Genomic DNA, 22,659 nt, shown 5'->3' on the forward strand with positions numbered 1-22,659 from the left:
TTTCCTTTCAAAATAACATACAGTCTGTATGTATAAGCTCAATAACAAACAGGCAGTATGTATGCAAGAGAGAAATTTACGAAAATCGAATAAACAGCGCACAGAGGAAACTCGGGCCAGATTAATGAAAGCCGCGCGAGCGCTTTTTGTTGAGAAAGGCTATGCTGAGACCAGCACACCGGAGATTGTAAAAACTGCTGAAGTCACGCGTGGGGCGCTATATCACCATTTTGAGGACAAATTATCTCTGTTTCGCGCTGTATATACAACAGAGGCAAAGGCTGTATCAGAAGAGATTGATGCAGTAACATCACGAGATATGAAGCCGATAGATGCTATGATTATAGGTGCAAATGCCTATTTTGATGCCATGCAAAAAGATGGTCGCGCAAGACTATTGCTCATTGATGGACCAGCGGCACTGAGCATTGCTGAAATTCGCGAAATAGATAAAGAAACAGGCGGTGAAAGCCTGCGACAGGGCCTCGAATATCTTAAAGAAACACATGATCTCGATATAGACCCCGCATCAGTTGCTGATCTTTTGTCGTCGATGTTTGATCGTGCTGCTCTTGCGATCCAAATTGGCGAAGATAGCGCCTCATACCGCGCAATGATGGAAAAAGTTATGCGAAACCTGCTGGATTAAGGCTTCTAACCATCATTCCAGCTCAGCGATATCATAGGCAATATTCTGTATTCATCACCTGGAAAGCGGAAATGAAATGCTTGTCACATTTGCTTTAAAGAACGGGAAATAGGCATCTGTGCCGATATGGTTTCCTCCGGTAACGCGCGTTGGGAGGCGATAACCTGCAAAATTTTGGAACTGCGATAATTCACCGCCAAATGGCTGTTCACGAAACTCTTTCTCAGGGTTTTCGTTGCTCCAGCGTTGAATTATCACACGTTTGGGCGCGCCCTCCTCATCAACTTCTATATCAACGGCTTGGGTGAACTCACCATATGCTACGATTGCCCGAGCACTGTCATTTGACAAGGCTTCCCATTTCACAAACTTATTTGGGAGCAAGCTGGCGGGTGCCCAAAATGAAGCCTCAGCCACAACGCGCCCGAAGGCCGATCGACGTTGATCTGCACTTCCTGCACGTACGACCGGAATGAAATTAAACAACCAAAACCTGGTCCATGACGTTTCAGGCGTTGCGCCATCTGAGCCGCTAATTGCACCGGATTTCAGTTTCCATACAAGCCCGTAAGGAGGCGCAAGTATTTGAGTGGCTTTCATGGGTTTGTAATTGGGAGCATCGATGGTGCCCAATCCCATTTCTCCATTCATTTCAATCTGCACAACTCTATGTAAAACAGTGCCCTTCGCAATTGTGTACGTAAAATACCGTTGGGCTGGCTCTGGCAAATCGCGGATCATTTCATGATCAAATACCTGAAACTCATCCTCGGACGTGCCTGAAAGCATGTTCCATGCAGCTTGATCGGCGCGATGATCCATCTGCCGCCATGTAGATAAAACGAGGAAAATGGCAACAAGGATTGCCAACCCATAACCTAACCACATCATCGCCACCTACATAAGACAAATAGCACATATTGGCTGTGCACTTTTGCAATAAGATCCACTCATGTAAAAACACTCAGTTTGCGATCTACCATGAAGCTATGAAAGATAAAAGTTTCAACCATTTTTATCATCGTAGAAGCCACCCTTTCAGAGCTTAACTCCTTGCATGAAAAAATGAAATTCACTTATCCATCGAAGCTACAAATGAGGGTTTTACGTTATAGAGATAGGCCATAATTTCACCCTCATCGGTTTGAACGGTAACAGGTACACGCCTGTAGCCTTCGCCTTCAAACTCATCCAGTCGCCACCAGTAGGCTGGCAAGTCTTTGGATTTGAATATTTGTACGGGAATATCATCGCCATTCGGGTCCAGAATGAGGGCTGGCAGGCCGATATGGGCTCCCTTGCTTGCATGGGTCAAATATCCGCGCACCGTGCCAGCACTCCACGTACCTACCATTCCGTCCATCTGATTAGAATTCACCTCCCCCGGCGCGAGCGTGCCGTAAGATGCCAATGTTGTTTCCAACGAGACTTCTGAACTGATTTGGGAATGGTGAGTGGTGTTAGAATCCATTGGGAAAATCCATATCATTTAAAAACTACAGCCCTAGCCTATCGCATGGTCTTTATATTTTCTCAAATAAAACATATTACCGTACCGACTTTGCTTCACCTCAAAAAATCCATTTGAAATATCAAGTTGATTACAGGCTGCCATAGAATAACCATTTTACCATTTAGTGTAGTTTCACCCACAATATGAGGTATCTGATGAAGATTTTTTTATACATTATTGGCGGATTTGCCTTTATCGCACCGATTATTCTTTGGCTCTTTGCAGCTGGTATGTCGTGCGCTTATGTGACCAGCGCTACAAATTGTGGCGCATCGTTTGAAGATTTTCTGGATTGGGAATTTTTAACCATCGCAGCGTTACCTTGGTTTGTCGCTCTGATTTGTTTTTTTATCGCAGGCCGTTATCGCCCCAAAGTGAAATCAGGGAACAAAGCCTAGCTTAAATCTAAACTCACATTGATCAATTTCATTGATTAGAGCATCACGATTTGTCATTTGATTTTATGCTCTTATCTTGATTAGCTCCGAATATGATTCAGGGAATCATGCTTCAGTTATGAGAATCTATTATGTCATTATTTAACGGTCTATCAGCTTTTCCAATAACCCCTGCAAATGAAGCTGGCATGGTCGATACAAACGCGCTTAAGGGCTTGCTTGAAAGATTAGTCCACGCGCGCGTGCAATCTATTGGCTTACTGGGCAGCACAGGCACGTATGCATTTTTATCTCGCAGCGAACGCAAAAGAGCGGTCGAAGCTGCCGTCACACAAGTTGCGGGCCGCACACCGCTGATTGTAGGTGTTGCTGCCCTGCGCACGAGCGAGGCAATACGCCTGGCAAAAGACGCAAAAGAGACAGGTGCGGATGCATTATTGATGGCGCCTATGTCCTACACCCCCTTAATGGATGAGGAGGTTTATCAGCATTATCTAGCTGTTGCAGCGGCAACTGATCTGCCACTTTGTATTTATAACAATCCAGGCACAACGAATTTCAAATTTTCATACAAACTGATTGAGCGTTTGGCGAAAATTGAAACGATACAGGCCATTAAAATGCCGCTACCGGCGGATGGCGATTTTAAACTTGAGCTCGCTACCCTGCGCGAGAATGTGCCACGTGATTTTTCCATTGGTTACAGTGGAGATTGGGGTTGCCCAAGAGCTATGCTGGCTGGAGCCGACAGCTGGTACAGCGTTGTTGCCGGAATTTTACCTGAAGCAACGCTCAATCTTGCAGACATAGCAGCATCCGGCAATGAGAAAAAAATAGCCGAAATTGAAGCCATCTTTAAGCCGCTTTGGGTTCTGTTCCAAGAGTTTGGTAGCTTGAGAGTGACATATACAATCGCAAATTTGCTGTTATTGACTGATGCAAAACCACCTTTGCCAATCCTACCGCTTGGCAAAACTGAACAAGACCATATTGCAGCTGCGCTGGAAGCTTTCAATGTGCTCTGATTGTGATTTAGCACGTCACATGCTAGATGTGAGCTATCATACTTATCAAATATAAGGCTAATTCAATGCGCATATTACTTCGCCTCATCACCCACGGAATCGCACTTGCTATTGGCTTTGCAGGTGGTATTTACGCACTGCCTATACTCATAGCTCCACCGAGTGTTGATCGCGCCATGCTTGAGACATCGGCCAAAGATGCGACTTACCAGACAAGCTTTATACGTGAACTTAAAGGCAGTGATTTTTTACATTGGGGTGAAGGTGATGTGAGTATCTCAATGGATAAGATCGTTCACCAAGGCACAATGGCACCTGGTCCGGACTATAAAATCTATCTTACGAAGGAGTTCGTTGAAGATGAGGATAGTTTTAATGCGATTAAAGCCAACTCCTTGCGGGTTGGCGAGGTAAAGACCTTTGATGGTTTTATTGCTGATTTGGGAAATGATGTTGATGTCGAGGCGTACAACACCGTAGTTATATGGTGTGAAACTTTTGGTGAATTCATCACCGCCGCAAAATATAGGTAATGATCTAATTGCACTGTTTTGCAATAACATTGCAATTATCATCTCTAAAATATGTGCAGCCCGCCTCAGTTGTAACTGCTGCACATGATCCACCAATGTAACTATCGTCAAAATTTTTGCCACCAAGCTGCGCGTTGACCAAAAATAAAATAAGAACGACAACCCAGGCTATCACAAAGCCCACCACGATGTTGCGCTTAACTTCATCTGATTTCCAAAGCAGGTAGATTGCCAAAGGGAAAAGTATGAGCGGATATATTGCGTTACCAAGACTGAACCCGCCGGCAAAAAACAAAATCACGACGCCAATGGCAATTCCGATCCTCATATTTTTTTCAAATATAGCAGTTTTCCAAAGGCCAAAAAGCCCAATAGGAGCAAAGGCCAACAGCCAAGCAATCAGAAGTGCTTTCCGGTTATACCAAGGTATTTGTTTTTCTGGCTCTTTATCTGACACACTCGCCCCCATTCCACTCAATTATGACAAATGCACAATTTTCACGCAATATTTAAGTTCTGCCCTTGCCAGAGCTTAGCTTGTTTTGCGGTCCCGAAGCACATTATCTATTGTATGATCGATAAAATCTTCCAGCTCGTTTTCAACAAGAAACTCATGGTAGAACGGATCACAGAGCATAGATGACAGACCTGCAATAGTTGAAAGGATCTGCAGGCGGAGCATTTTGGGGTCAATTTGGCTACTCCATCCTTTGCTCTGAGCATTTTTTATTGCTACCAATTGCTTCTCTGACAAACAAGCAATTGCTGATTTCAATGTATCATCGGCGTGTCGCGTAACATCGGGATTTCGCATCGCCATAAACAGCTTAGGATTGCTCTTCGCCCACTCCACATCTGCTTTGATCATGGCGCGTAAATGCGCGCAAGGTTCCGGTGGTGAGAGTAGATCCTCGAGATCAATTTGATCTTTGTCCTCATGTTTTTGAGCAACCTTTTGTGTCGCGACAATCATATCGCTATAGCCCTTTGTTGCAACGGCTGTGAGCAATGCCGCTTTGTTTGAGAAGTGGCGCGCTGGAGCGCCGTGCGAGACACCCAACTCTCGAGCTAGTTGCCTGAGACTCAAGTTTTCCACGCCGTTTTTCGCAATAAATTCAACGGCTTTATCCATTAAGTCCGCTCTTAAATTGCCATGATGATAATTTGATGTTGTCAACGCCTATATTCAACCCTGCATCTTATGTTGTCATCGTCAACTTCTAGTAAACCTACTATGAAATGCAAGCAAAACATGTTATGCAAAGAAAAGGAGCCGAGATACACACATGTATTTTCACCACCCTCACAAGATCGCCGCAAACCCTGCTCTATGCCCTCCATCCGAGATCAAGCAATAGTTTCTTGAGTGCTACTTATACGCGAACACCCTAAATCTGTTGATTACAATCCAGTATAGTTCATTAAGTTATCATCAATACATTCTCCATAACTATTGGCACTAGGCAAAAGGCATTTTTGTGAGATGTGCCGAGAATGCGCAAATGAATTGTCGCCACCTATTGCCATCAAATCTTTGCAAATAATTACAGGTAATTTCATGCGTCTCTCCCACCAATTGTTAATCGCAATGTCTCTTGCAACGATTATTGCTATCGCCGCAACCAGCATCACTAGCGTATTTGTAGCATCTGATAGCCTTGAGAAAGCCTATGGGGATAAACTATCTGCCATTGCAGATGGCAGACGAAATCAGCTTGAAACCTACCTGCAGGGCCTTGATGATAAGCTAAGTGGGCTGGCCAAGAACGAGGTATCTTTAGCTGCGCTGAACATGTTTAAAATCGGTATCGAGCAAGTTAAAACAGATAATCCGACTGAAGCTTTACAAGGTTTAATAAATATCGAACGAGAAAGAGATGCGCTGGTAGCGTTTTACAAAGAAACCGGCACAATGGGATATGCGACCCAACTCAATAAATTCGGACCTACTTTAGATCAGTTTGCAACGGAAAATGCTCTCAATGATTTTTATCTTATCAACAAAAACGGCATGGTTGTTTACACCTCTAAAGCTGGTGATGAAATCGGAACAAACTTGATAGATGGACCTTATGCTGAAACAAAACTCGGCATTTTGAACAAGCATATCACAGAGGCGGCTGTTGCAAAGATGGAACAAGCCGCAGGTGGTGAAGAAAATACAGTGGAAATTGAAGAGCAAGGTGGCGTCAAGGACACAAATCAGGTTTTTCTGGAAGATTTTGCACCATATGAATTAGCTGACAATAAACCTGTAGCATTTATTGGCTTGCCGGTCGTCGATGCAAATCAATTTTTCTACGGTTCAATCATCGTGCAAGTCCCGCAAAAACAGATAGCGGCCATACTGAATAACCCAACGGGCCTTGGTAAAACCGGAGAGACAATACTTACATCTCCTGATGGCACACTCCTGCTGGATTCATGGCTAACTGATGAGTATGACCCACTAAATACAAAAATTGACCTGACCGCGTTCCCGAAAGTTGAAGGTCGCGAGGTTGTTCAAGGAACCATTACTGATTACCGCGACATGACAGCTATGATATCGATTGCTGATGTGCATTACGATGGCGCAACATGGCATCTCGCTGCTGTTATAAATAAAGACGAGGCGCTTGAGGGCACCATCGAAATGGAAATTGCGATTGCGACAGTAGCCGCGATCACACTAATCGCCGCCCTCGCCTTTGCATTCTGGTTTGCGCGCAGCATTACACGTCCAATCAGTGCAGTTATTGGAAATATGAAAGAATTGTCTTCTGGTAATACTGAGTTTGAACTAAATGGCATGACACGTAAGGATGAAGTTGGCGATATCGTTCGCTCTGTTGAAGGTTTCCGCCAAGCTGCAATTGACAAAATCCGTATCGAAGAAGACGCACTGGCGAACCGTTCACAAAGTGAAAAAGATCGCGCAGCAAACGAAGAAGAGCGTATACGCAGTGCAGCCGAAGTCACACAGACCGTTGACCAATTAGCAAAAGGTCTGGAGACACTTGCTTCTGGCAATCTGGTTTCAACACTCGACCAACCATTTATGGAGAGTATGGAATCCGTTCGCCACAACTTTAATACGTCTCTTGGAAAACTACGCGAAGCCCTTGCCAGTATTGATACAGGCGCTAGCTCAATCCGTAATGTGTCCTCAGAAATTTCGGCAGCCACGGGTGACCTTTCAAGCCGCACTGAACGCCAGGCCGCATCTTTGGAAGAAGCTGCAGCTGCAGTTCAAGAGTTGACAGAAAATGTACGTAGTGCAGCAGGTCAAGCACAAGAAGCCGCAACATTGGCAAAATCGGCGAAAACGGATACTGACCAATCAAGTCAGGTTGTATCTGATGCAATGAGTGCAATGAGCCGCATTGAACAAGCATCACACGATATTGGTGGCATCATCAATGTGATTGATGAGATTGCATTCCAAACGAATCTTCTTGCACTCAATGCAGGTGTTGAAGCGGCCCGTGCCGGCGAGGCAGGCAAAGGCTTTGCCGTTGTTGCACAGGAGGTTCGCGAACTTGCTGGCCGCTCTGCGGAAGCTGCAAAGGAGATAAAAAGCCTAATTGATACATCCAATAACGAAGTTGATCAGGGCGTAAAACTGGTAAAAGAAACCGGTGAAGTGCTTGAAAAAATCTCAACGAACGTCTCCGATATCGATACACGTATCAGCCAAGTTGCTAACAGCACGAGTGAACAACTCGATAGTATCGAGACGGTGAACTCAAGCGTAAGCGAACTCGACCAACGTATCCAACAAAATGCTGCAATGGCAGAAGAAACAACAGCTGCAACCGGCCACCTAGTCGAAGAGATTGATAGTTTGGCACAAATGGTTAACGCCTTTGATATTGGAACAGACAGTAAATCTGCCAACTCAAGCGCAGCAAGAAGCACATCAAACAAAACAACCAACGACAATGGGCTAAAACAAATGGCTGCAAAAATGAAGACAACAGCCCCTGCCCCCAAAGTGACTGCAAAACCAACGCCTCAACCGGTCGCAAATAAAGCACCAATTGCAGCTGCAACAAATGCTGCCGTCGCCCACGTGCAGGATGATGATGATTGGGACGAATTTTAAATATCAGCCCCCGCTAGAAATTATCTCCTTATACCCAAAGGAGTTCTAGCATCCCGCCAGTGAACACTTCACTGGCGGTTTTTTTTCATCCGAAACATCTCCAAAATTAATTTTAAACTTGTTCCCCCGGTTCGTTCTTAAGACACCGTAAACGTATTTTTACTAGAGTAGAATGTAATGAATATCTGGATCATATCAGCCTCTGTTTTTGCTTCTCTTGGTGCGCTTTCCTTTGCTGTGCGTTCGTCGCGCAAAGTCAACGACATGAACAAACATGTGGACAGTTTATCGGCACAAATAAAGCAACAATCGGCTGCATTTGAAGATGCAAAATCAGCGCTACAAGAGCTCAAAAATGAAGTCTATGGTAATTCACGACGCGAACAACCAACTGCTAATATCACATCAACAGACCCTATTATTCCAATTTCTACCGAACAAGCAGAAAGCCTTCGTAACACCGCACAAATCATGCAGGACGCTGCAGCAGCGCCGGAATATGATGATCCAAAAAAGTGGGATGATGTTTGAATTCCGTTAACTTTTAACAACTAAAAGAGTACTTAAGTCAACTAAAACTATACTTTTTTATACTTGTATATACTGATCAAAATTTAGTAGTGCGTAGAATTAACCCGCCAATGGAAAGCAAGTAATGCGTCTTTCCGCTGGCGGGTTTTTTCATGCCACCCCGACATGAACATGTAATCCAGCATTCAAGAACATATTAGGGGGGTATTTGTGAAAATCTATATGCGGCGCACCATCAGTTTGCCATTTTCCTTAAAGTTGGTGAAACCAAATTGCCGGTAAAGCGCGTGCGCGTTATCAGTACCTAATATAAAGTTCGAAACGTTACGCAAGTCCGGATGATCTAAAATGGCGGTCATCAGCATCTTTGCAACGCCCTTGCCACGAGCTTCTTCAAACACAAAAAGATCGAAAATATAGGCCATAAATGCATGATCTGTGACCACGCGGGCAAAGCCAATTTGCTTGCCTTCATCAAGGGCAACAAAGCAGACCGAGTTTTCAAAACTTGTACGGATAGCAAATGGCGAACGCCCTGCCCCCCAGTAAGTTCCCTGTAGAAAAGAGCAAACACGGTCAAATTCGATCAGTCTCTGATCGGTTGAAATTGTAATCGTTTTATTAGCTTCCATAAAATCCTCATACCAAGCAAAGCTTTTGCGAGGATTGAGGTGACAAAATCATGAATGTGAACGGCTCTGGTTGCTAATGTGCGCACAACAGATCCGTGGATGACAAGCGCACTCTATGCATGTTAAAGCGATGATATGAGGGAACTTCCACCACGGCATGCGCCATTGAAATTGTCTGCTTCAAGGCCTATTAAACCGCTATTAGATTACAACCCACCGCAGGCTCCACTCGACATTATCTATGGCGATGATGATATTTTGGTTCTCAATAAGCCCGAGGGCCTTTTAACGGTGGAAGGCAAGCATGAAGACCATAAGGACTGTCTTGAGGCACGAGCCGTTGCAGATTTCCCAACCGCACGCATCGTTCACCGTCTGGATATGCACACATCTGGCCTTATTGTTTTGGCGCTGCACGCTGGTGCGCTACGACATCTAAGCCGCCAGTTCGAACTTCGCAGAACGGAAAAGAGTTATGAGGCGCTGGTTTGGGGTACGATGATCTATAATGAGGGCATTATTGATTACCCTTTACGATGTGATTGGGATAAACGCCCGTTGCAAATGGTGGACTGGGAGCAAGGCAAACCCTGCGAAACATATTATAAATTGATCGATTGGAAAGACGGCGTCAGCCGTGTGCTATTGTGCCCCAAAACCGGGCGCTCTCACCAATTGCGCGTACACATGCTCGCCCTCGGACACCCTATATTAGGCGATGAGTTCTACGCCGATGGCGAAGCTCTCGCTGCATCGCCTAGACTCTGCCTGCACGCAAAAAAACTGACAGTCGAGCACCCGATCACCGGCGCGATGATGACATTTGAGAGTGCAGTTGAGTTTTAAAAACGCACATCAAAATGCATTTTCGATAAAGTTTTTTTTAGGTAAAAAACAATACTTCGCTCTAGTCAGTTGTAGAAATTTGAAATATATTTAATTCAAACACCTTCCCAAATGAGAGATTCTTCATATGACATATGTACCTGCAGCTAATCGCTATGAAAGCATGAAATATAATTATTGTGGTAATTCCGGGCTTAAACTGCCTGCTATTTCGCTTGGTCTCTGGCATAATTTTGGCGGTGATACGCCTCATGATACGAAGGTTGGTATCTGCCGAAAAGCATTTGATCTTGGTATTACCCATTTTGATCTTGCCAACAATTATGGCCCGCCTGCGGGGTCTGCCGAAGAAGCCTTTGGTGAAATTTTGCACACTGATTTTGCGGGCTACCGTGATGAACTTATCATCTCGTCAAAGGCTGGCTATGAGATGTGGGATGGTCCTTATGGCGAATGGGGCAGCCGCAAATATCTGATCGCATCATGTGATGCCAGCCTGCGCCGCATGGGTCTTGACTATGTCGATATTTTCTACTCCCATCGCTTTGACCCGAACACCCCGCTTGAAGAAACCATGGGCGCGCTCGACCAGATCGTAAAATCCGGCAAAGCGCTTTATGCCGGCATTTCGTCCTATAATTCAGAGCGCACACGTCAGGCAGTTGCAATTCTTGAAGACCTTGGCACGCCAATGCTCATCCACCAACCGAGCTACAATATGCTTAATCGCTGGGTAGAAACCGACGGCTTGAAAGATACGCTCAAAGAACTTGGTGTTGGTTCCATTGCATTTACACCCCTTGCCCAAGGTATGCTGACCAACAAATACCTCAATGGAATTCCGGAGGGTTCACGGGCGACACAAGGCAAATCACTGCTGGATGGCTTTATCAACGAGCGCTCGCTCAATAGCATCAAGAAGCTAAATGAAATTGCAGAGGGTCGCGGCCAAACTCTGGCTCAAATGGCCATTGCATGGGTCTTGCGCGAAGGTGGCATTACCACAGCACTTATTGGCGCATCAAAAGCCAGCCAGGTTGAAGACTGTGTTGGCGCGATTAATAATCTCGAATTTACCGCTGATGAATTAAAACTTATTGATGAACATTCGGGCGGCGAAGACATCAACCTTTGGGCCAAGTCTTCGGCTGGTTAGAAATACCTGGTATCTGAAGGTGGGCGTTTTTGATGCCTACCTTTATCTTCTGACCTGCCAATATTGTTGATAGTTTCTGCCAATTATCTTCTTTCTGTCAAAAAAGTCTGTTAGTGAGAGAAAACTTATGGATAATATTGGAGAATCTTATGAAAATTGCAGTTCTTGGCGGAGATGGTTTTGTAGGCTGGCCGACATGTTTGCATCTGTCCGACAAAGGGCATGAGGTTCATATTATTGATAACCTCTCACGCCGATGGATCGATACAGAGCTGGGTGTTCAATCTCTCACACCAATGGATTCCATTCAGGAACGGACCCGCATCTGGCACGAAGAAACAGGGCGTCGCATTCATTTTCATTTGATTGATCTGGCCAAGGATTATGACGTTTTAAAAAATTGGCTGGCTGAACATCGTCCTGATGCGATCGTGCACTTTGCCGAGCAACGCGCTGCGCCTTATTCCATGAAATCGGACAGGCATAAGAATTATACCGTTAATAACAATGTTAGCGGAACTCATAATCTGCTTAACGCAATGGTAGAAATTGGGCTTGATGCGCATTTGGTGCATTTGGGAACAATGGGCGTTTACGGGTACTCCACTGTGGGTGCGGCAATTCCAGAAGGGTATTTGCCTGTTGGCATTGAAACTATGGATGGAGAAACGGTCAAGCAGGATATTTTATATCCAGCCAATCCAGGTTCGATATACCATATGACAAAGTGCCTTGATCAATTGCTGTTTCAATTCTACGCAAAAAATGATCAGGTTCGTATCACTGATTTGCACCAAGGCATCGTCTGGGGCACGCACACCGAGCAAACGCGCGTTCACCCGCAGCTGATCAACAGGTTTGATTATGATGGTGATTACGGCACAGTTCTCAACCGCTTTTTGATCCAGGCAGCGATTGATTTTCCTTTGACTGTTCATGGTACAGGCGGGCAAACACGTGCATTTATTCACATTCAAGATTCGGTTCGCTGTATTGAACTTGCGTTGAATGAGACACCAAAAGCCGGTGATCCAGTTCGGATATTCAACCAAATGACGGAAACGCATAGAGTGCGTGATCTTGCTGAAATGATTGCTAACCTTACGGGCGCAAAAATTGCTTACCTGCCAAATCCAAGAAAAGAAGCTGTTGAAAATGAGCTCGTTGTTAAAAACGATCAGTTCCTCGCTTTGGGGTTAGACCCTATCACCTTGGAAAACGGCTTGCTGGATGAGGTTATGGAAGTGGCCAAAAAGTTTGCTTATCGTGTGGACCGCAGCCGCATACCGGCAGTATCAGCATGGACCAAGGACATTTCAAAAACTGTGGAAGCTGACCCTGAAAAACTGGGCCTAAAAATTGTCTCCTAATATGGTTACAAAAAAAGCCTATGTGACGCTGGTTACCAATGATGATTATGCAATGGCCGCACTTGCTCTTGTGCGGTCGATCGTCCTTTCAGGTTCTAAAGCTGATATCGTTGTCTTGCACACGATAGCGGTTTCGATCAGTTCACTGGAACCGTTGGCGGAGCTTGGTGCAAAATTACGCGCCGTGTCGCATCTGCCAACTTCGGACGAGTTTAACCATCGTCATGGCAAGCAAAAAATCCATGCAAACTCACCATTTTTAAAGGGTGAGAAGCCTGAATTTCATACCCCGCTCGATAATTTTATCAAACTTCGGCTTTGGGAACTGGTTGAGTATGAGCGCATTATCTTTCTTGATGCGGATACGATTGTCATACGCAATATTGATAAGTTATTTTCCTATCCAGAATTTTCTGCCGCGCCTAACGTGTATGAAACTGTGGCAGATTTTCATCGCCTTAATTCTGGTGTTTTCGTGGCCACACCTTCGATTACAACATTCGAAAACATGATCAAAGAACTCGACACACCTAACGCCTATTGGCGACGTACGGATCAGAGTTTTCTTGAACATTTTTTCCCTGATTGGCATGGCCTGCCGGTCTTTTACAATATGCTGCAATATGTTTGGTTTAACCTTCCAGAATTATGGGAGTGGAAGTCGGTTCATGTCATTCATTATCAATATGAAAAACCTTGGCAAGAGGATCATCCTAAGTCAGAGCAACTTGGCATCTTGATCAACCTTTGGAAAGCTTATTACGCCGGATCAGACATCCCAGATTTGGACAAGTTGCCATCACCACCGCATAAAGCGACATGAGTAAAAAACGCATCATTGTAAGCGGTGCGACGGGTTATGTAGGGCGCTTTATTGTTGAGGGGCTGCTATCCGAAGGTCATGAGGTGCTTGCGCTTGGGCGAAAAGAACCGAAGCAAGGCTTTTTCAGTCAGCCAGTTGATTTCGAGCCAATGGTACTTTCGCAATCTGAATATAATCTGGATGTTTTTCAAGGTTGCTCTGGGTTGGTGCATACCGCATTTCACCATGTAGCGGGTAAATATCGCGGCGGCGAAGGTGATCAGCCTGAGGAATTTGTGCAGCTTAATCATGAAGGTTCAGTGGCGCTTTATAGTGCTGCAAAAGCTGCTGGCGTTTCCCGCGCCGTGTTTTTATCAAGCCGGGCGGTTTACGGGCAACAAGAGCCCGGCGAGATGCTTTTTGAAACAATGGCACCCTCGCCCGACACGTTGTATGGTCAGGTAAAACGGCAAACCGAACTGGCTTTGGCAGAGCTATCAGATCAGCATTTCCTGCCCATAATCCTGCGTGCCACGGGTGTTTATGGCCCCGCAAATCCTATATCGAACCATAAATGGCATACACTGTTTGAGGATTTTAGAACCAACAAACCCATTGAACCGCGCGTGGCAACAGAAGTCTATGGCGAGGATCTCGCCAATGCAATTAATCTGTTGTTGGGCGCAGGAACTGATATTCTCAGCGATATATCGGGTGGCGAAGATGCGCCAATTTTCAACATCTCCGACATTGTTTTAGATCGATATGAGTTGCTGCAAGCCTACGCAAAAATGACAGATCTTGATAATCAAAACCTGCCGCAACGCGCAGATGCCGCGAGCTTGAATGCAATGGATTGTACGCGCCTTAAGGCGCTTGGCTGGAAACCTTTAGGACACCTTGATCTATCTTGGTTGACATAAACAAGATAGATCAAACAGTACCATTGCAGTTTGACCAAGAGGTGCTACTTCATCGAGCTTAAGCCAAACATGTTGCCTTCGGTATCCTGACACAAAGTCACCCAGCCAAATTTTCCGATTGAAAATTTTGGTCGTATAACCTTTCCGCCCGCTGCCGCAACTCGTGTTTCCTCAACAGCGCAGTCTTCGACGGAGAAATATAATACCGTGCCACCCATCCCCGGGTTTGCATGTTTTGACTTTACCAAAGCGCCACCTGCACCATACACGTTCATATCAGCGGGAAAACTCATCATCTGCGTTTCACCCGTTGGATCGACAATTTCTTCGAGTTTCTGGCCCAAAACAGTTTCATAGAATGCAACGGCTCGATCTAATTCATCTACATAGATATCAAACCATCCAACTGCGTTCATCTTTGACATATTCAACTCCTGTTTGATGTAAATATGCCAGACACCTATCAAGATGCTGTTGGTGTGTATTGTATATTTCAGACATCGAATTTTTTGGAATATCTTGCCGGCGTATAACCCGTGGCTTTGCGAAACGAATGAATGAAGTGAGACTGGTCAGCATAAGACAATGATGGCTCGCCATTTAGCGCTTGTTGCAATCGCAGAACTTTAAGAAAATCATGCGGCGCAAACCCTGTTGTGCGTTTTAGCGTTCGTTGAAGCTGGCGCGGAGATATATTTGAAATTTCAGCCATGTCGGCAACCGAATAAATATCATCAAGATGTTGGAATATTTTTTCCGTAACAGGGTTCGCAACCACCAAATTATTATCAATCAACATTTCCACGAAACGAGACAAGGCCTGCTGGTTCGCAGAAAAATCCCGTTTGAGTAGATCCTGATTTATATCGATCAATGGCAGAGCGCCATAATATATATTGTCCACCAACCCGTATTCCGCTGGCTCACGATCATTTTGCCAAACACCGGGCAAAAACCGAATATTGATAAAGTGAAATTCCCTGCCCAAATTTAGCTCTTCCGACGATGCACGTAATTTGGTGACACCTGCAATTTGCGCATCTAACTGATCAAAGACGATATAGGTGCATGCATCCGGCAAGGCGTGAAATCGATAATCTTCGGGCAGTGTGCCATTGGTTTTCAGCTCCAGGAAACGATGGACAATGCCGCGTAAATGGCTTGGCGGCTCTAACTCGACAAATTGCACAGATTGTACTGTTTTTTCTTTGCCATTTCCTTTTGGATCATACATGTCTACTGCATTTCTCAGTTTAGTTTTGAAAACAGTGATACAGCAATGACGACTATATAGGGAATAGTAAAGTCTGCTCGGTTCAACCGCGCTTCAAACAGCTGATTTTGCAGATCCATTTACCTGTTAACAGCCATGTGCGAAATTAAGTGGTTACCCCTCCTCCAACCGATCTGTTGCTGGCGCCGGTGATATGCTCAAAGCGGTGATTTGCTCATAAAGTTCTTGCGTCATCTGAAAGTCCTCTGCGGCCAGTGAGGGTTTCAACTGCAAGGCCGAACGAGCCGAGATAATGGGTGATGGCTGGGCGGGGTGCGCCGCTGCCCAGGCAACGGCCAGCGTTGCAGAGGCGATGCCCATATCAGCCGCAATTTCTGCAAGATCATTTGCAGTTTTATGCATCCAAGGCTGATCATAACGCGCCTTATAGCGTGCATCCTCGCTCAACCGCCCTATCCCGCTGCTTTTCGAATATTTACCCGTAAGCAAGCCAGCACCAAGCGGTGAGTAAGGTATCAGGCGGATATCCTGATCTTGTGCCATTGGGATAATCTCAACCTCGGCTTGACGTTTAACAAGACTGTACATTGGCTGAATGACATCAATCTTTGTGCCGAGAGATGTTGCGACACCTTGCGCCTTCATCACTTGCCACGCGGCATAATTTGAAACGCCAATATAGCGAATTGCACCAGATGATTGGAGCTCCGTTAATGTCTCAAACGTTTCTTCCAATGCGACATCTTCATCAAATCGGTGCATATAAAGCAGATCAACGGCATCTTCTTGGAGCTGCCGTTTGCATATCTCGAATTGTGTTATGATATTCTTGCGCGACGCGCCACCAACATATCCAACCTTGGTTGCCAGAAAGATATTATCGCGCTCATGCTTTATAAATTCACCAATTAGCCTTTCAGATCGACCATCCGTATAACCCATAGCCGTATCAAAATGTGTGATGCCAGCATGTCGGACAGCTTCATACATTGCACGGCTTTCGCTCGCATCAGCATTGCCGCCAAATTGCATGGTTCCAAAAGTCAATCGTGAGGTGGATTGCCCGTTTCGGGTTGTGAGTTGTGTATAAGGTTTTTGCATTTGCAGCGGCTAACATGCCTATATGACAGAGTAAAGACTGGCCACTTAGACGCATTTTTGCATTAAATACGTGCAAAACAGACATATTTTTGCATTCGCCAAGCCATTTGAGTGCTATAAATGCACATAACTAAAAAAACAACGGGACTAAATCATGTTGAAATGGGGCATATTATCGACCGCCAAAATTGGGGTTAAGGATGTTATTCCGGCAATTTTTCGATCAGAGAATTCAGTCGTTGAAGCCGTTGCATCACGTGACCTGACGCGGGCACAGAATGTGGCCGATCAATTTGGTATCCCTCAAGCATTTGGGTCTTATGACGAGCTTTTGGCTTGCGATGATATAGACGCTGTTTACATACCGCTCGTAACATCTCAACACGCCGAATGGACGATCAATGCGGCCAATGCCGGCAAGCATGTGCTTTGCGAAAAACCAATGGCGCTAAAAGCTGATGATATTCACGCGATTATTTTGGCTGCAGACCGCAATAAGGTTGTCGTTTCTGAAGCTGTGATGATCACATATCACCCGCAATGGCTCAAGGTCCGCGAACTTATTGCATCAGGAGCTATTGGCGAGCTCACCCATGTGCAAAGTGCTTTCACCTATTTCAATGATGACGCAAGTAATATGCGAAATATACCCGAACTCGGCGGCGGAGCATTGCTTGATATCGGCATATACCCTATTGCAGCTACGCGCTTTGCAACGGGCAAAGAACCACATCGTGCGATGTCCGAAATTAAGTTTGATGAGACATTTGGCACTGATACCTATTCATCGAGTCGCATTGATTTTGGTGATTTTGAGCTCTCTATGTATGTCTCGACACAGATGGCGCACCGCCAGTCTATTGTTTTCCACGGCGATAAAGGCTGGATCGAACTCAGCGCTCCATTCAACGCTGGAAAATATGACGCTGATTGCGTGACATTACATAATGCTGCGCATAATAAAGTTGAAACTTTCCGATTTATAGACATCAACCAATACACGGAACAAGTGGATGCATTTACACGTATGGTTGTAAATGAAGTACAACCAGATGGTATTGAAGTTCTTTCGTTGGAGAGCTCGTACAATAATCAAAAGGTCATTGACACTCTATTTACTGCCAGCATCATAGAAACGTGGACCCAAGTATAGTTTTTATTGCTTGATGTTTTACTCTAAATTACAAGTGTATTTCGCAATAAACATGTCATAAAATTAGAAACTATCAAGAGATACAACCGAATACAACTCTATTTTCACTTTCATAAAAGTGACAATAAACTGCCATAATTTCGAATTTTCCATAAAAATCATATAATTAGTAAGATCTATTCACTTGTCATGAATACTTGGAAGTACATGAGATTGCACTAGTACAATTTCGTTGATTATTGCAAGGTTTTGTTAATCATAAATATGACATTCTAAGGAAGAAATAATCGTAAAAAGTGTATTTATCTTTTCCTCTACGTACACTTTAAAACCAACCTGTTAACTGCGAGCTATAATGATAAAAGCAATGAGCACAAATACACTCGACGAGCGGATGGGTTTTATAAAATTCGGTGAGAATGAAAAGAAAGCGCTTCTGGAAGCCAAACCAGCTATCAACGATGCGCTCGACAATGCCCTCACAAATTTCTACGAGCAAATTATGAAATTTGAAGAAACCGGCAAATTCTTTGATAGTAGAGACCATATGGATGCGGCCAAAAGTGCGCAGGCACTCCATTGGGGACGTATCACCGATGCAAATTTCGATAGTGATTATGTTCACGCAGTAAGCCAAATTGGTCTCGCACATGCGCGTATAGGGTTGGAGCCACGTTGGCATATTGGCGGATATGCGCTTCTTATTTCAGACCTGTTAGACGCTGTTATCAACGATGAATGTAAGGGTTATTTCAACCGTAAGATTGCTGATGGGCTTTCAGCAAAAGCAGGTGCAATTGTTAAATCCGCTCTACTGGATGTGGACTATGCTATTGAGGTTTATCTGAATCAGATTGCAGGTGAAAACCAAATCGCTGAAGATAAAGAAAAAGTACAGAATACAAAGCGAGATGACGCCTTAGCAATATTTTCAGACGCACTGGATCAACTTGCAGAGGGCAACCTTGAGGTCAGGCTTTCCGACGCCCTACCGGAAGAATTTCTGGACATGGGTGCAGCCTATGACAAAGCAATGGAGCGTTTATCCGGTACGCTTGCGTCTGTACGATCATCCACCAATGCTACACAGGAAAACTCCGAAAGCATATCTCAAAGCGCATTGCACTTGGCCACACGCACAGAACAACAAGCAACGTCTCTAAACGAGAGTTCCGCAGCTTTACACGAGCTTACAGAAAGCGTTCAAACGACCGCCGATATTACCGCTGAAGCCAAAGAAACAATTTTAAACTTTACGACAGAGATAACACAAGCAGAAGGCGTCATGGTCGAAGCACTAAGCTCAATGAATGGCATTGAGAGTTCATCTAAACAGGTGGCCAATACAGTTGCTATTATTGATGAGATTGCTTTTCAAACCAATTTATTGGCGCTTAATGCAGGTGTTGAGGCCGCCCGCGCAGGTGAAGCAGGTAAAGGCTTTGCTGTGGTTGCGCAAGAAGTACGCGAACTTGCACAAAGATGCGCAAGTGCTGCGAAAGAAATATCAGATTTAATAAACGCCTCCGGCAAACAAATTGATGCCGGTGTCATTAACGTGAAAGACACATCAGACGCGCTGACCAAGCTCGTTGGTGAAACGTCGGGACTTGGGTCGCTTATTAATCGCGTTGAATCATCCGCTAAGGAGCAATCATCCACCCTTAGCGAGATTAATAACGCAATTGTTGATTTGGACACCATCACGCAACAAAACGCCGGGATGGTTGAAGAAACTACAGCTGCAACAGCATCGTTGAGAGATGATGTAAATCAGCTTGTAGGGGCAATGGCGCAGTTCAAAACTAGACAGAATCCCCATTCTAGATCTGGTGGCTCGCAAGAGGCAGCTTAGCCATTGCCCACAAATTTGTGGTCTGTCATTTCCCCCAAAAATGATCATGATCACAAGCGTAGAGAGGGTGATGGACCCACATTGCACAAGGTCCATCACCCTTTTATTCATATCCTACATCGTCAACGTTAAAATCTCATCACCGCACTTTAGAATACATTTTACAATCCTTTGGCTCACCTAAATTATCAGGATGTGCAAACGTGTATTCATATTCTAATCCACATTTTTCAATCACGCGTTGAGATCTGTGGTTATCTGCAAGGAAGTATATTTGCACACGATTGACACACTGCTGCGCTAAAGCCCAATCGATGAGTGCACTAAGTGCTTCTGGCATGATGCCCTTTCCCCAGAAAGGCTTTGCAATGACGAAAGCAAAAGAAATATGATCGGACATAGAGTGCATTCCTACCATGCCGATGGGTTCACTCTCATATTCGATGACAAATGGAAAGCTTTCCGCCCTCTCCCATTGTTTGATACAATGAGCTATCCACATCTCTGACTGTCTCACATCAGTGCGAGGCTTCCAGCTAGTAAACTTTGCGACATCTGGATCGGTCATATAGGCATCATGCAATATAGCCGCGTCGGATAATCTTGCTTTGCGCAAGATCAAACGCTCGGTTTCTATCCGTTCTGGTGGCTGGAATACATCTCTGTCTGACATACTTTATACTTTCCAAGTAACCTACTCAGTAGAGCATCAGACCACACTGCAATCGAACTCTTGCTTCCATTCGAATTCAGACTTTTGATAGGTCCATCATTGTCTCTTATTGATCTTCGTTATGTTATCTCTCAATAACCCTCTTGAGCTTTTGACAATGGAGTTTAGTGTGCAACATATGTCTTACTCAACATCATCTTTCAGGTGATTCGCAGGTAATCTCATGAAGAAAAACCTTTTTCCGCTCTTAGCACTATTATCCGGCTCTGGCTTCCTGTTCTTTGCCGGTGGTATCAATGGGTTGATCCTGCCCATTCGCGGTGCTGATGAAGGGTTTTCCACCTTCTCACTTGGTCTCTTGGGTACGGGTTGGTCGGTGGGATACATTTTGGGCTGTATCTATGCCCCGCGCTTGGTCTCGCAAGTTGGACATGTGCGGTCCTTCGGAGCTATGGCAGCAGTTGCTTCGCTGTCGGTTCTGCTCTCGGCTTTGATCATTTCTCCTGCGGCATGGATCATATTGCGCTCGCTGGCGGGCTTTGCCTTTGCCGGTGCTGCGATGATTGTGGAAGGTTGGCTCACAGATAAAACCGATGCAAAGTCGCGCGGTTCCGTTTTTGGTATCTACACGATGGTCAATCTGGCGGCCTCGACAATGGGCCAAGTTTCGCTTGCCGTAAGCGGCTCAATTGGCGTTGAGATATTTATTTTAGCCGGAATATTTTACTCGCTTGCGTTGCTACCAACCGCAGTTTCTGCCTCAGTTACACCCACACCCATTGTGGAAGCAAAGCTGGACATCAAAGAACTTTGGCGAAATTCACCGATTGCCATCGTCGCGATTTTATTTGTAGGCATATCTAATGGTGCATTTGGAACGCTTGGCGCAGTATATGCAAAAGACATTGGCCTTAGCATTACTGAAATTTCCATATTTATGAGCATCCCTATTTTAGCCGGTGCTTTGGCACAAGTTCCAATCGGCTATCTGTCTGATCACATGGATCGCAGAATAGTATTGATGGGAGTTTGCGCCGTTGCGCTTGTCGCGGACGTGGCGTTTGTCATGTCTTCACCCGATAATGTCACACATCTTATTATATTGGCCGCAGTCTTTGGTTCCACGATTTTTTCAATGCACCCTATTCTGATAGCCCATGCAAACGACCACGCGGCACCTGGCTCTTCACTTAGGGTATCTGGTGGACTACTTCTCATGCTCGGTATTGGTTCCGTCATCGGGCCAATCGTTGCAGGTATTCTCATGTCCGTAGAAGGACCATCTGGACTGTTTATCCTCATCACTGCAGCTCATGCGGTCATTATTTTATTTACGGTCGCGCGAACCTTGATCCGAGATGCGGTTGACAGGAAAGACAAAGGCTACTTCATTTTCCTCAACCCAACCCGGAATTCTACGCCTCAAACATCAGTTTTATCGGGCATATCAACCGAAGAGACGATTGAAGAAGAGGATAAGTCAGATGAAAGTGACACGAAATCCTAAGTAACTAGCACTTATATGAAAATCGTTTATGGTGTCCGATGATGTCACTATTAACACTACCCTCGCTGGATTCAATCCTCATTATTCTGACCGTTATCGCGACTGCTGTTATGGCGGCATCGGCTGCCTTGCAAGGTGTGCGGCAGGGTTTTGATCCATTTGGCACCACCGTATTAGCGGTTGTAACCGCTGTTGGTGGTGGCACATTTCGTGATATGTTAGTGGGCTCCACACCTGTTTTCTGGCTTAATGATATGACCTATTTATCTGTAGCCATACCCATTGGCCTACTGACCTATTTTCTGGGCAGTAAGTTAGAAGCTGGTGGTGGGCATCGACTGACGATTTTGCTATATCTGGATGCAATCGGCCTTGCACTGTTTACGCTTGTGGGCGTGGAAGTTGCATTAGCTCATGAATTATCATTCCTGCCGGCCGTGATATTGGGTTGCACAACAGGCGTTGTCGGCGGCATGTTGCGCGATCTTTTGTGTGGGCAACAACCGGTCATCCTAAAGCAAGATCTTTATGCTACAATCTCTCTATTAGGTGGCGGCGTATTCATTATTGCATTGGACTATACACCACCGGAGCTGAGCCTTACGATCGCATTCCTTTTCATGGTGATCTTTCGCTTTATTGTGATTTTTCAGAAGCGAAAAGTAACTTAA

The 22,659-nt window shown here is 45.1% G+C and carries 25 protein-coding genes; 15 read left to right on the forward strand and 10 right to left on the reverse strand.

The features are described from left to right. Positions 1–61: 61 nt before the first annotated feature. A complete protein-coding gene (locus G3W54_RS00625) occupies positions 62–649 on the forward strand; it encodes a TetR/AcrR family transcriptional regulator (RefSeq protein WP_162651228.1) in 588 nt (195 codons plus the stop codon). A 54-nt stretch (positions 650–703) separates the two neighbouring features. Here the strand turns inward: G3W54_RS00625 and G3W54_RS00630 are convergent, their stop codons facing one another. After that, on the reverse strand, positions 704–1,540 hold the full coding sequence (locus G3W54_RS00630; RefSeq protein ID WP_162651229.1) for a DUF6544 family protein: 837 nt from the start codon (positions 1,538–1,540) through the stop codon (positions 704–706). A gap of 181 nt (positions 1,541–1,721) precedes the next feature. Beyond that, complete coding sequence (locus G3W54_RS00635) at positions 1,722–2,120, reverse strand: gamma-glutamylcyclotransferase family protein (RefSeq protein ID WP_162651230.1); 399 nt, start codon at positions 2,118–2,120, stop codon at positions 1,722–1,724. A 197-nt stretch (positions 2,121–2,317) separates the two neighbouring features. Here G3W54_RS00635 and G3W54_RS00640 point away from each other — a divergent pair, with 197 nt between their 5' ends. The 3 genes from G3W54_RS00640 (at position 2,318) to G3W54_RS00650 (ending at position 4,118) form a co-directional block, all read left to right on the forward strand. Further along, positions 2,318–2,560: a hypothetical protein gene (locus G3W54_RS00640; protein WP_162651231.1), complete on the forward strand. Its 243-nt coding sequence runs from the start codon at positions 2,318–2,320 to the stop codon at positions 2,558–2,560. Between the two features lie 131 nt (positions 2,561–2,691). Then, positions 2,692–3,585, forward strand: a complete 894-nt coding sequence (locus G3W54_RS00645; RefSeq protein ID WP_174244199.1) for a dihydrodipicolinate synthase family protein — start codon at positions 2,692–2,694, stop codon at positions 3,583–3,585. A 65-nt stretch (positions 3,586–3,650) separates the two neighbouring features. Continuing rightward, positions 3,651–4,118, forward strand: coding sequence for a DM13 domain-containing protein (locus G3W54_RS00650; protein WP_162651232.1), 468 nt, complete (start codon positions 3,651–3,653; stop codon positions 4,116–4,118). A 4-nt stretch (positions 4,119–4,122) separates the two neighbouring features. Here the strand turns inward: G3W54_RS00650 and G3W54_RS00655 are convergent, their stop codons facing one another. The 3 genes from G3W54_RS00655 to G3W54_RS00665 all read right to left on the reverse strand — a co-directional run bounded on the left by G3W54_RS00655 (position 4,123) and on the right by G3W54_RS00665 (position 5,678). Continuing rightward, a complete protein-coding gene (locus tag G3W54_RS00655; RefSeq protein WP_162651233.1) occupies positions 4,123–4,575 on the reverse strand; it encodes a hypothetical protein in 453 nt (150 codons plus the stop codon). Positions 4,576–4,650: 75 nt separating this feature from the next. After that, positions 4,651–5,250 (reverse strand): TetR/AcrR family transcriptional regulator, encoded by a 600-nt coding sequence (locus tag G3W54_RS00660; protein ID WP_162651234.1) that lies wholly within the window; start codon positions 5,248–5,250, stop codon positions 4,651–4,653. A 269-nt stretch (positions 5,251–5,519) separates the two neighbouring features. Next, on the reverse strand, positions 5,520–5,678 hold the full coding sequence (locus tag G3W54_RS00665) for a hypothetical protein (protein WP_162651235.1): 159 nt from the start codon (positions 5,676–5,678) through the stop codon (positions 5,520–5,522). On the opposite strand from G3W54_RS00665, the gene G3W54_RS00670 reads away from it, so the two are divergent. Together G3W54_RS00670 and G3W54_RS00675 are read left to right on the forward strand one after the other, a co-directional pair. After that, the gene (locus tag G3W54_RS00670) at positions 5,677–8,205 is read left to right on the forward strand and encodes a methyl-accepting chemotaxis protein (RefSeq protein WP_162651236.1); all 2,529 of its coding nucleotides are present in this window, start codon (positions 5,677–5,679) and stop codon (positions 8,203–8,205) included. The genes G3W54_RS00665 and G3W54_RS00670 overlap by 2 nt on opposite strands. Positions 8,206–8,382: 177 nt before the next feature. Continuing rightward, positions 8,383–8,736: a hypothetical protein gene (locus tag G3W54_RS00675; RefSeq protein ID WP_162651237.1), complete on the forward strand. Its 354-nt coding sequence runs from the start codon at positions 8,383–8,385 to the stop codon at positions 8,734–8,736. Between the two features lie 218 nt (positions 8,737–8,954). Here G3W54_RS00675 and G3W54_RS00680 read toward each other — a convergent pair whose 3' ends face one another. Continuing rightward, positions 8,955–9,368 (reverse strand): GNAT family N-acetyltransferase, encoded by a 414-nt coding sequence (locus G3W54_RS00680; RefSeq protein WP_162651238.1) that lies wholly within the window; start codon positions 9,366–9,368, stop codon positions 8,955–8,957. A 135-nt stretch (positions 9,369–9,503) separates the two neighbouring features. On the opposite strand from G3W54_RS00680, the gene G3W54_RS00685 reads away from it, so the two are divergent. From G3W54_RS00685 to G3W54_RS00705, 5 genes are all read left to right on the forward strand, one after another. Further along, positions 9,504–10,214 carry a pseudouridine synthase gene (locus tag G3W54_RS00685; RefSeq protein WP_162651239.1) on the forward strand — a complete coding sequence of 237 codons (711 nt, stop codon included), beginning with the start codon at positions 9,504–9,506 and terminating at the stop codon, positions 10,212–10,214. Between the two features lie 127 nt (positions 10,215–10,341). Beyond that, a complete protein-coding gene (mgrA, locus tag G3W54_RS00690; protein WP_162651240.1) occupies positions 10,342–11,370 on the forward strand; it encodes an L-glyceraldehyde 3-phosphate reductase in 1,029 nt (342 codons plus the stop codon). A 149-nt stretch (positions 11,371–11,519) separates the two neighbouring features. After that, the gene (locus G3W54_RS00695; protein ID WP_162651241.1) at positions 11,520–12,740 is read left to right on the forward strand and encodes an NAD-dependent epimerase/dehydratase family protein; all 1,221 of its coding nucleotides are present in this window, start codon (positions 11,520–11,522) and stop codon (positions 12,738–12,740) included. Position 12,741: 1 nt separating this feature from the next. Further along, positions 12,742–13,563 (forward strand): glycosyltransferase, encoded by an 822-nt coding sequence (locus G3W54_RS00700; RefSeq protein WP_162653497.1) that lies wholly within the window; start codon positions 12,742–12,744, stop codon positions 13,561–13,563. Next, a complete protein-coding gene (locus G3W54_RS00705; RefSeq protein ID WP_162651242.1) occupies positions 13,560–14,465 on the forward strand; it encodes an NAD(P)-dependent oxidoreductase in 906 nt (301 codons plus the stop codon). Before G3W54_RS00700 ends, G3W54_RS00705 begins: the two co-directional genes overlap by 4 nt. A gap of 44 nt (positions 14,466–14,509) precedes the next feature. Here the strand turns inward: G3W54_RS00705 and G3W54_RS00710 are convergent, their stop codons facing one another. The 3 genes from G3W54_RS00710 to G3W54_RS00720 form a co-directional block, all read right to left on the reverse strand. Beyond that, a complete protein-coding gene (locus tag G3W54_RS00710) occupies positions 14,510–14,890 on the reverse strand; it encodes a VOC family protein (RefSeq protein ID WP_162651243.1) in 381 nt (126 codons plus the stop codon). 68 nt (positions 14,891–14,958) lie between these two features. Continuing rightward, positions 14,959–15,699: an AraC family transcriptional regulator gene (locus G3W54_RS00715; protein ID WP_162651244.1), complete on the reverse strand. Its 741-nt coding sequence runs from the start codon at positions 15,697–15,699 to the stop codon at positions 14,959–14,961. 153 nt (positions 15,700–15,852) lie between these two features. Beyond that, on the reverse strand, positions 15,853–16,800 hold the full coding sequence (locus tag G3W54_RS00720) for an aldo/keto reductase (protein WP_162651245.1): 948 nt from the start codon (positions 16,798–16,800) through the stop codon (positions 15,853–15,855). Positions 16,801–16,954: 154 nt separating this feature from the next. Between G3W54_RS00720 and G3W54_RS00725 the strand changes: the two genes are divergently transcribed. Continuing rightward, on the forward strand, positions 16,955–17,953 hold the full coding sequence (locus G3W54_RS00725; protein ID WP_162651246.1) for a Gfo/Idh/MocA family oxidoreductase: 999 nt from the start codon (positions 16,955–16,957) through the stop codon (positions 17,951–17,953). A gap of 367 nt (positions 17,954–18,320) precedes the next feature. Continuing rightward, entirely contained in the window at positions 18,321–19,808 is a 1,488-nt protein-coding gene (locus tag G3W54_RS00730) for a globin-coupled sensor protein (protein WP_162651247.1), read from the forward strand. 139 nt (positions 19,809–19,947) lie between these two features. On the opposite strand, the gene G3W54_RS00735 is transcribed toward G3W54_RS00730, so the two are convergent. Continuing rightward, positions 19,948–20,481, reverse strand: a complete 534-nt coding sequence (locus G3W54_RS00735) for a GNAT family N-acetyltransferase (RefSeq protein WP_162651248.1) — start codon at positions 20,479–20,481, stop codon at positions 19,948–19,950. A gap of 223 nt (positions 20,482–20,704) precedes the next feature. On the opposite strand from G3W54_RS00735, the gene G3W54_RS00740 reads away from it, so the two are divergent. Beyond that, positions 20,705–21,988: an MFS transporter gene (locus G3W54_RS00740; protein WP_162651249.1), complete on the forward strand. Its 1,284-nt coding sequence runs from the start codon at positions 20,705–20,707 to the stop codon at positions 21,986–21,988. Between the two features lie 41 nt (positions 21,989–22,029). Next, positions 22,030–22,659 (forward strand): trimeric intracellular cation channel family protein, encoded by a 630-nt coding sequence (locus tag G3W54_RS00745; protein ID WP_162651250.1) that lies wholly within the window; start codon positions 22,030–22,032, stop codon positions 22,657–22,659.

Origin of the sequence: Lentilitoribacter sp. Alg239-R112 (genome assembly GCF_900537175.1) — a bacterium.
Lineage (GTDB): Bacteria > Pseudomonadota > Alphaproteobacteria > Rhizobiales > Rhizobiaceae > Lentilitoribacter.

Bases quoted from the DNA above. Each gene is read 5' to 3' on its own strand.
- G3W54_RS00625 (WP_162651228.1), top strand. From the start codon at position 62: ATGCAAGAGAGAAATTTACGAAAATCGAATAAACAGCGCACAGAGGAA.
- G3W54_RS00630 (WP_162651229.1), bottom strand. From the start codon at position 1,540: ATGATGTGGTTAGGTTATGGGTTGGCAATCCTTGTTGCCATTTTCCTC.
- G3W54_RS00635 (WP_162651230.1), bottom strand. From the start codon at position 2,120: ATGGATTCTAACACCACTCACCATTCCCAAATCAGTTCAGAAGTCTCG.
- G3W54_RS00640 (WP_162651231.1), top strand. From the start codon at position 2,318: ATGAAGATTTTTTTATACATTATTGGCGGATTTGCCTTTATCGCACCG.
- G3W54_RS00645 (WP_174244199.1), top strand. From the start codon at position 2,692: ATGTCATTATTTAACGGTCTATCAGCTTTTCCAATAACCCCTGCAAAT.
- G3W54_RS00650 (WP_162651232.1), top strand. From the start codon at position 3,651: ATGCGCATATTACTTCGCCTCATCACCCACGGAATCGCACTTGCTATT.
- G3W54_RS00660 (WP_162651234.1), bottom strand. From the start codon at position 5,250: ATGGATAAAGCCGTTGAATTTATTGCGAAAAACGGCGTGGAAAACTTG.
- G3W54_RS00670 (WP_162651236.1), top strand. From the start codon at position 5,677: ATGCGTCTCTCCCACCAATTGTTAATCGCAATGTCTCTTGCAACGATT.
- G3W54_RS00665 (WP_162651235.1), bottom strand. From the start codon at position 5,678: ATGAAATTACCTGTAATTATTTGCAAAGATTTGATGGCAATAGGTGGC.
- G3W54_RS00675 (WP_162651237.1), top strand. From the start codon at position 8,383: ATGAATATCTGGATCATATCAGCCTCTGTTTTTGCTTCTCTTGGTGCG.
- G3W54_RS00680 (WP_162651238.1), bottom strand. From the start codon at position 9,368: ATGGAAGCTAATAAAACGATTACAATTTCAACCGATCAGAGACTGATC.
- G3W54_RS00685 (WP_162651239.1), top strand. From the start codon at position 9,504: ATGAGGGAACTTCCACCACGGCATGCGCCATTGAAATTGTCTGCTTCA.
- mgrA (WP_162651240.1), top strand. From the start codon at position 10,342: ATGACATATGTACCTGCAGCTAATCGCTATGAAAGCATGAAATATAAT.
- G3W54_RS00695 (WP_162651241.1), top strand. From the start codon at position 11,520: ATGAAAATTGCAGTTCTTGGCGGAGATGGTTTTGTAGGCTGGCCGACA.
- G3W54_RS00700 (WP_162653497.1), top strand. From the start codon at position 12,742: ATGGTTACAAAAAAAGCCTATGTGACGCTGGTTACCAATGATGATTAT.
- G3W54_RS00705 (WP_162651242.1), top strand. From the start codon at position 13,560: ATGAGTAAAAAACGCATCATTGTAAGCGGTGCGACGGGTTATGTAGGG.
- G3W54_RS00710 (WP_162651243.1), bottom strand. From the start codon at position 14,890: ATGTCAAAGATGAACGCAGTTGGATGGTTTGATATCTATGTAGATGAA.
- G3W54_RS00715 (WP_162651244.1), bottom strand. From the start codon at position 15,699: ATGTATGATCCAAAAGGAAATGGCAAAGAAAAAACAGTACAATCTGTG.
- G3W54_RS00720 (WP_162651245.1), bottom strand. From the start codon at position 16,800: ATGCAAAAACCTTATACACAACTCACAACCCGAAACGGGCAATCCACC.
- G3W54_RS00725 (WP_162651246.1), top strand. From the start codon at position 16,955: ATGTTGAAATGGGGCATATTATCGACCGCCAAAATTGGGGTTAAGGAT.
- G3W54_RS00730 (WP_162651247.1), top strand. From the start codon at position 18,321: ATGAGCACAAATACACTCGACGAGCGGATGGGTTTTATAAAATTCGGT.
- G3W54_RS00735 (WP_162651248.1), bottom strand. From the start codon at position 20,481: ATGTCAGACAGAGATGTATTCCAGCCACCAGAACGGATAGAAACCGAG.
- G3W54_RS00740 (WP_162651249.1), top strand. From the start codon at position 20,705: ATGAAGAAAAACCTTTTTCCGCTCTTAGCACTATTATCCGGCTCTGGC.
- G3W54_RS00745 (WP_162651250.1), top strand. From the start codon at position 22,030: ATGTCACTATTAACACTACCCTCGCTGGATTCAATCCTCATTATTCTG.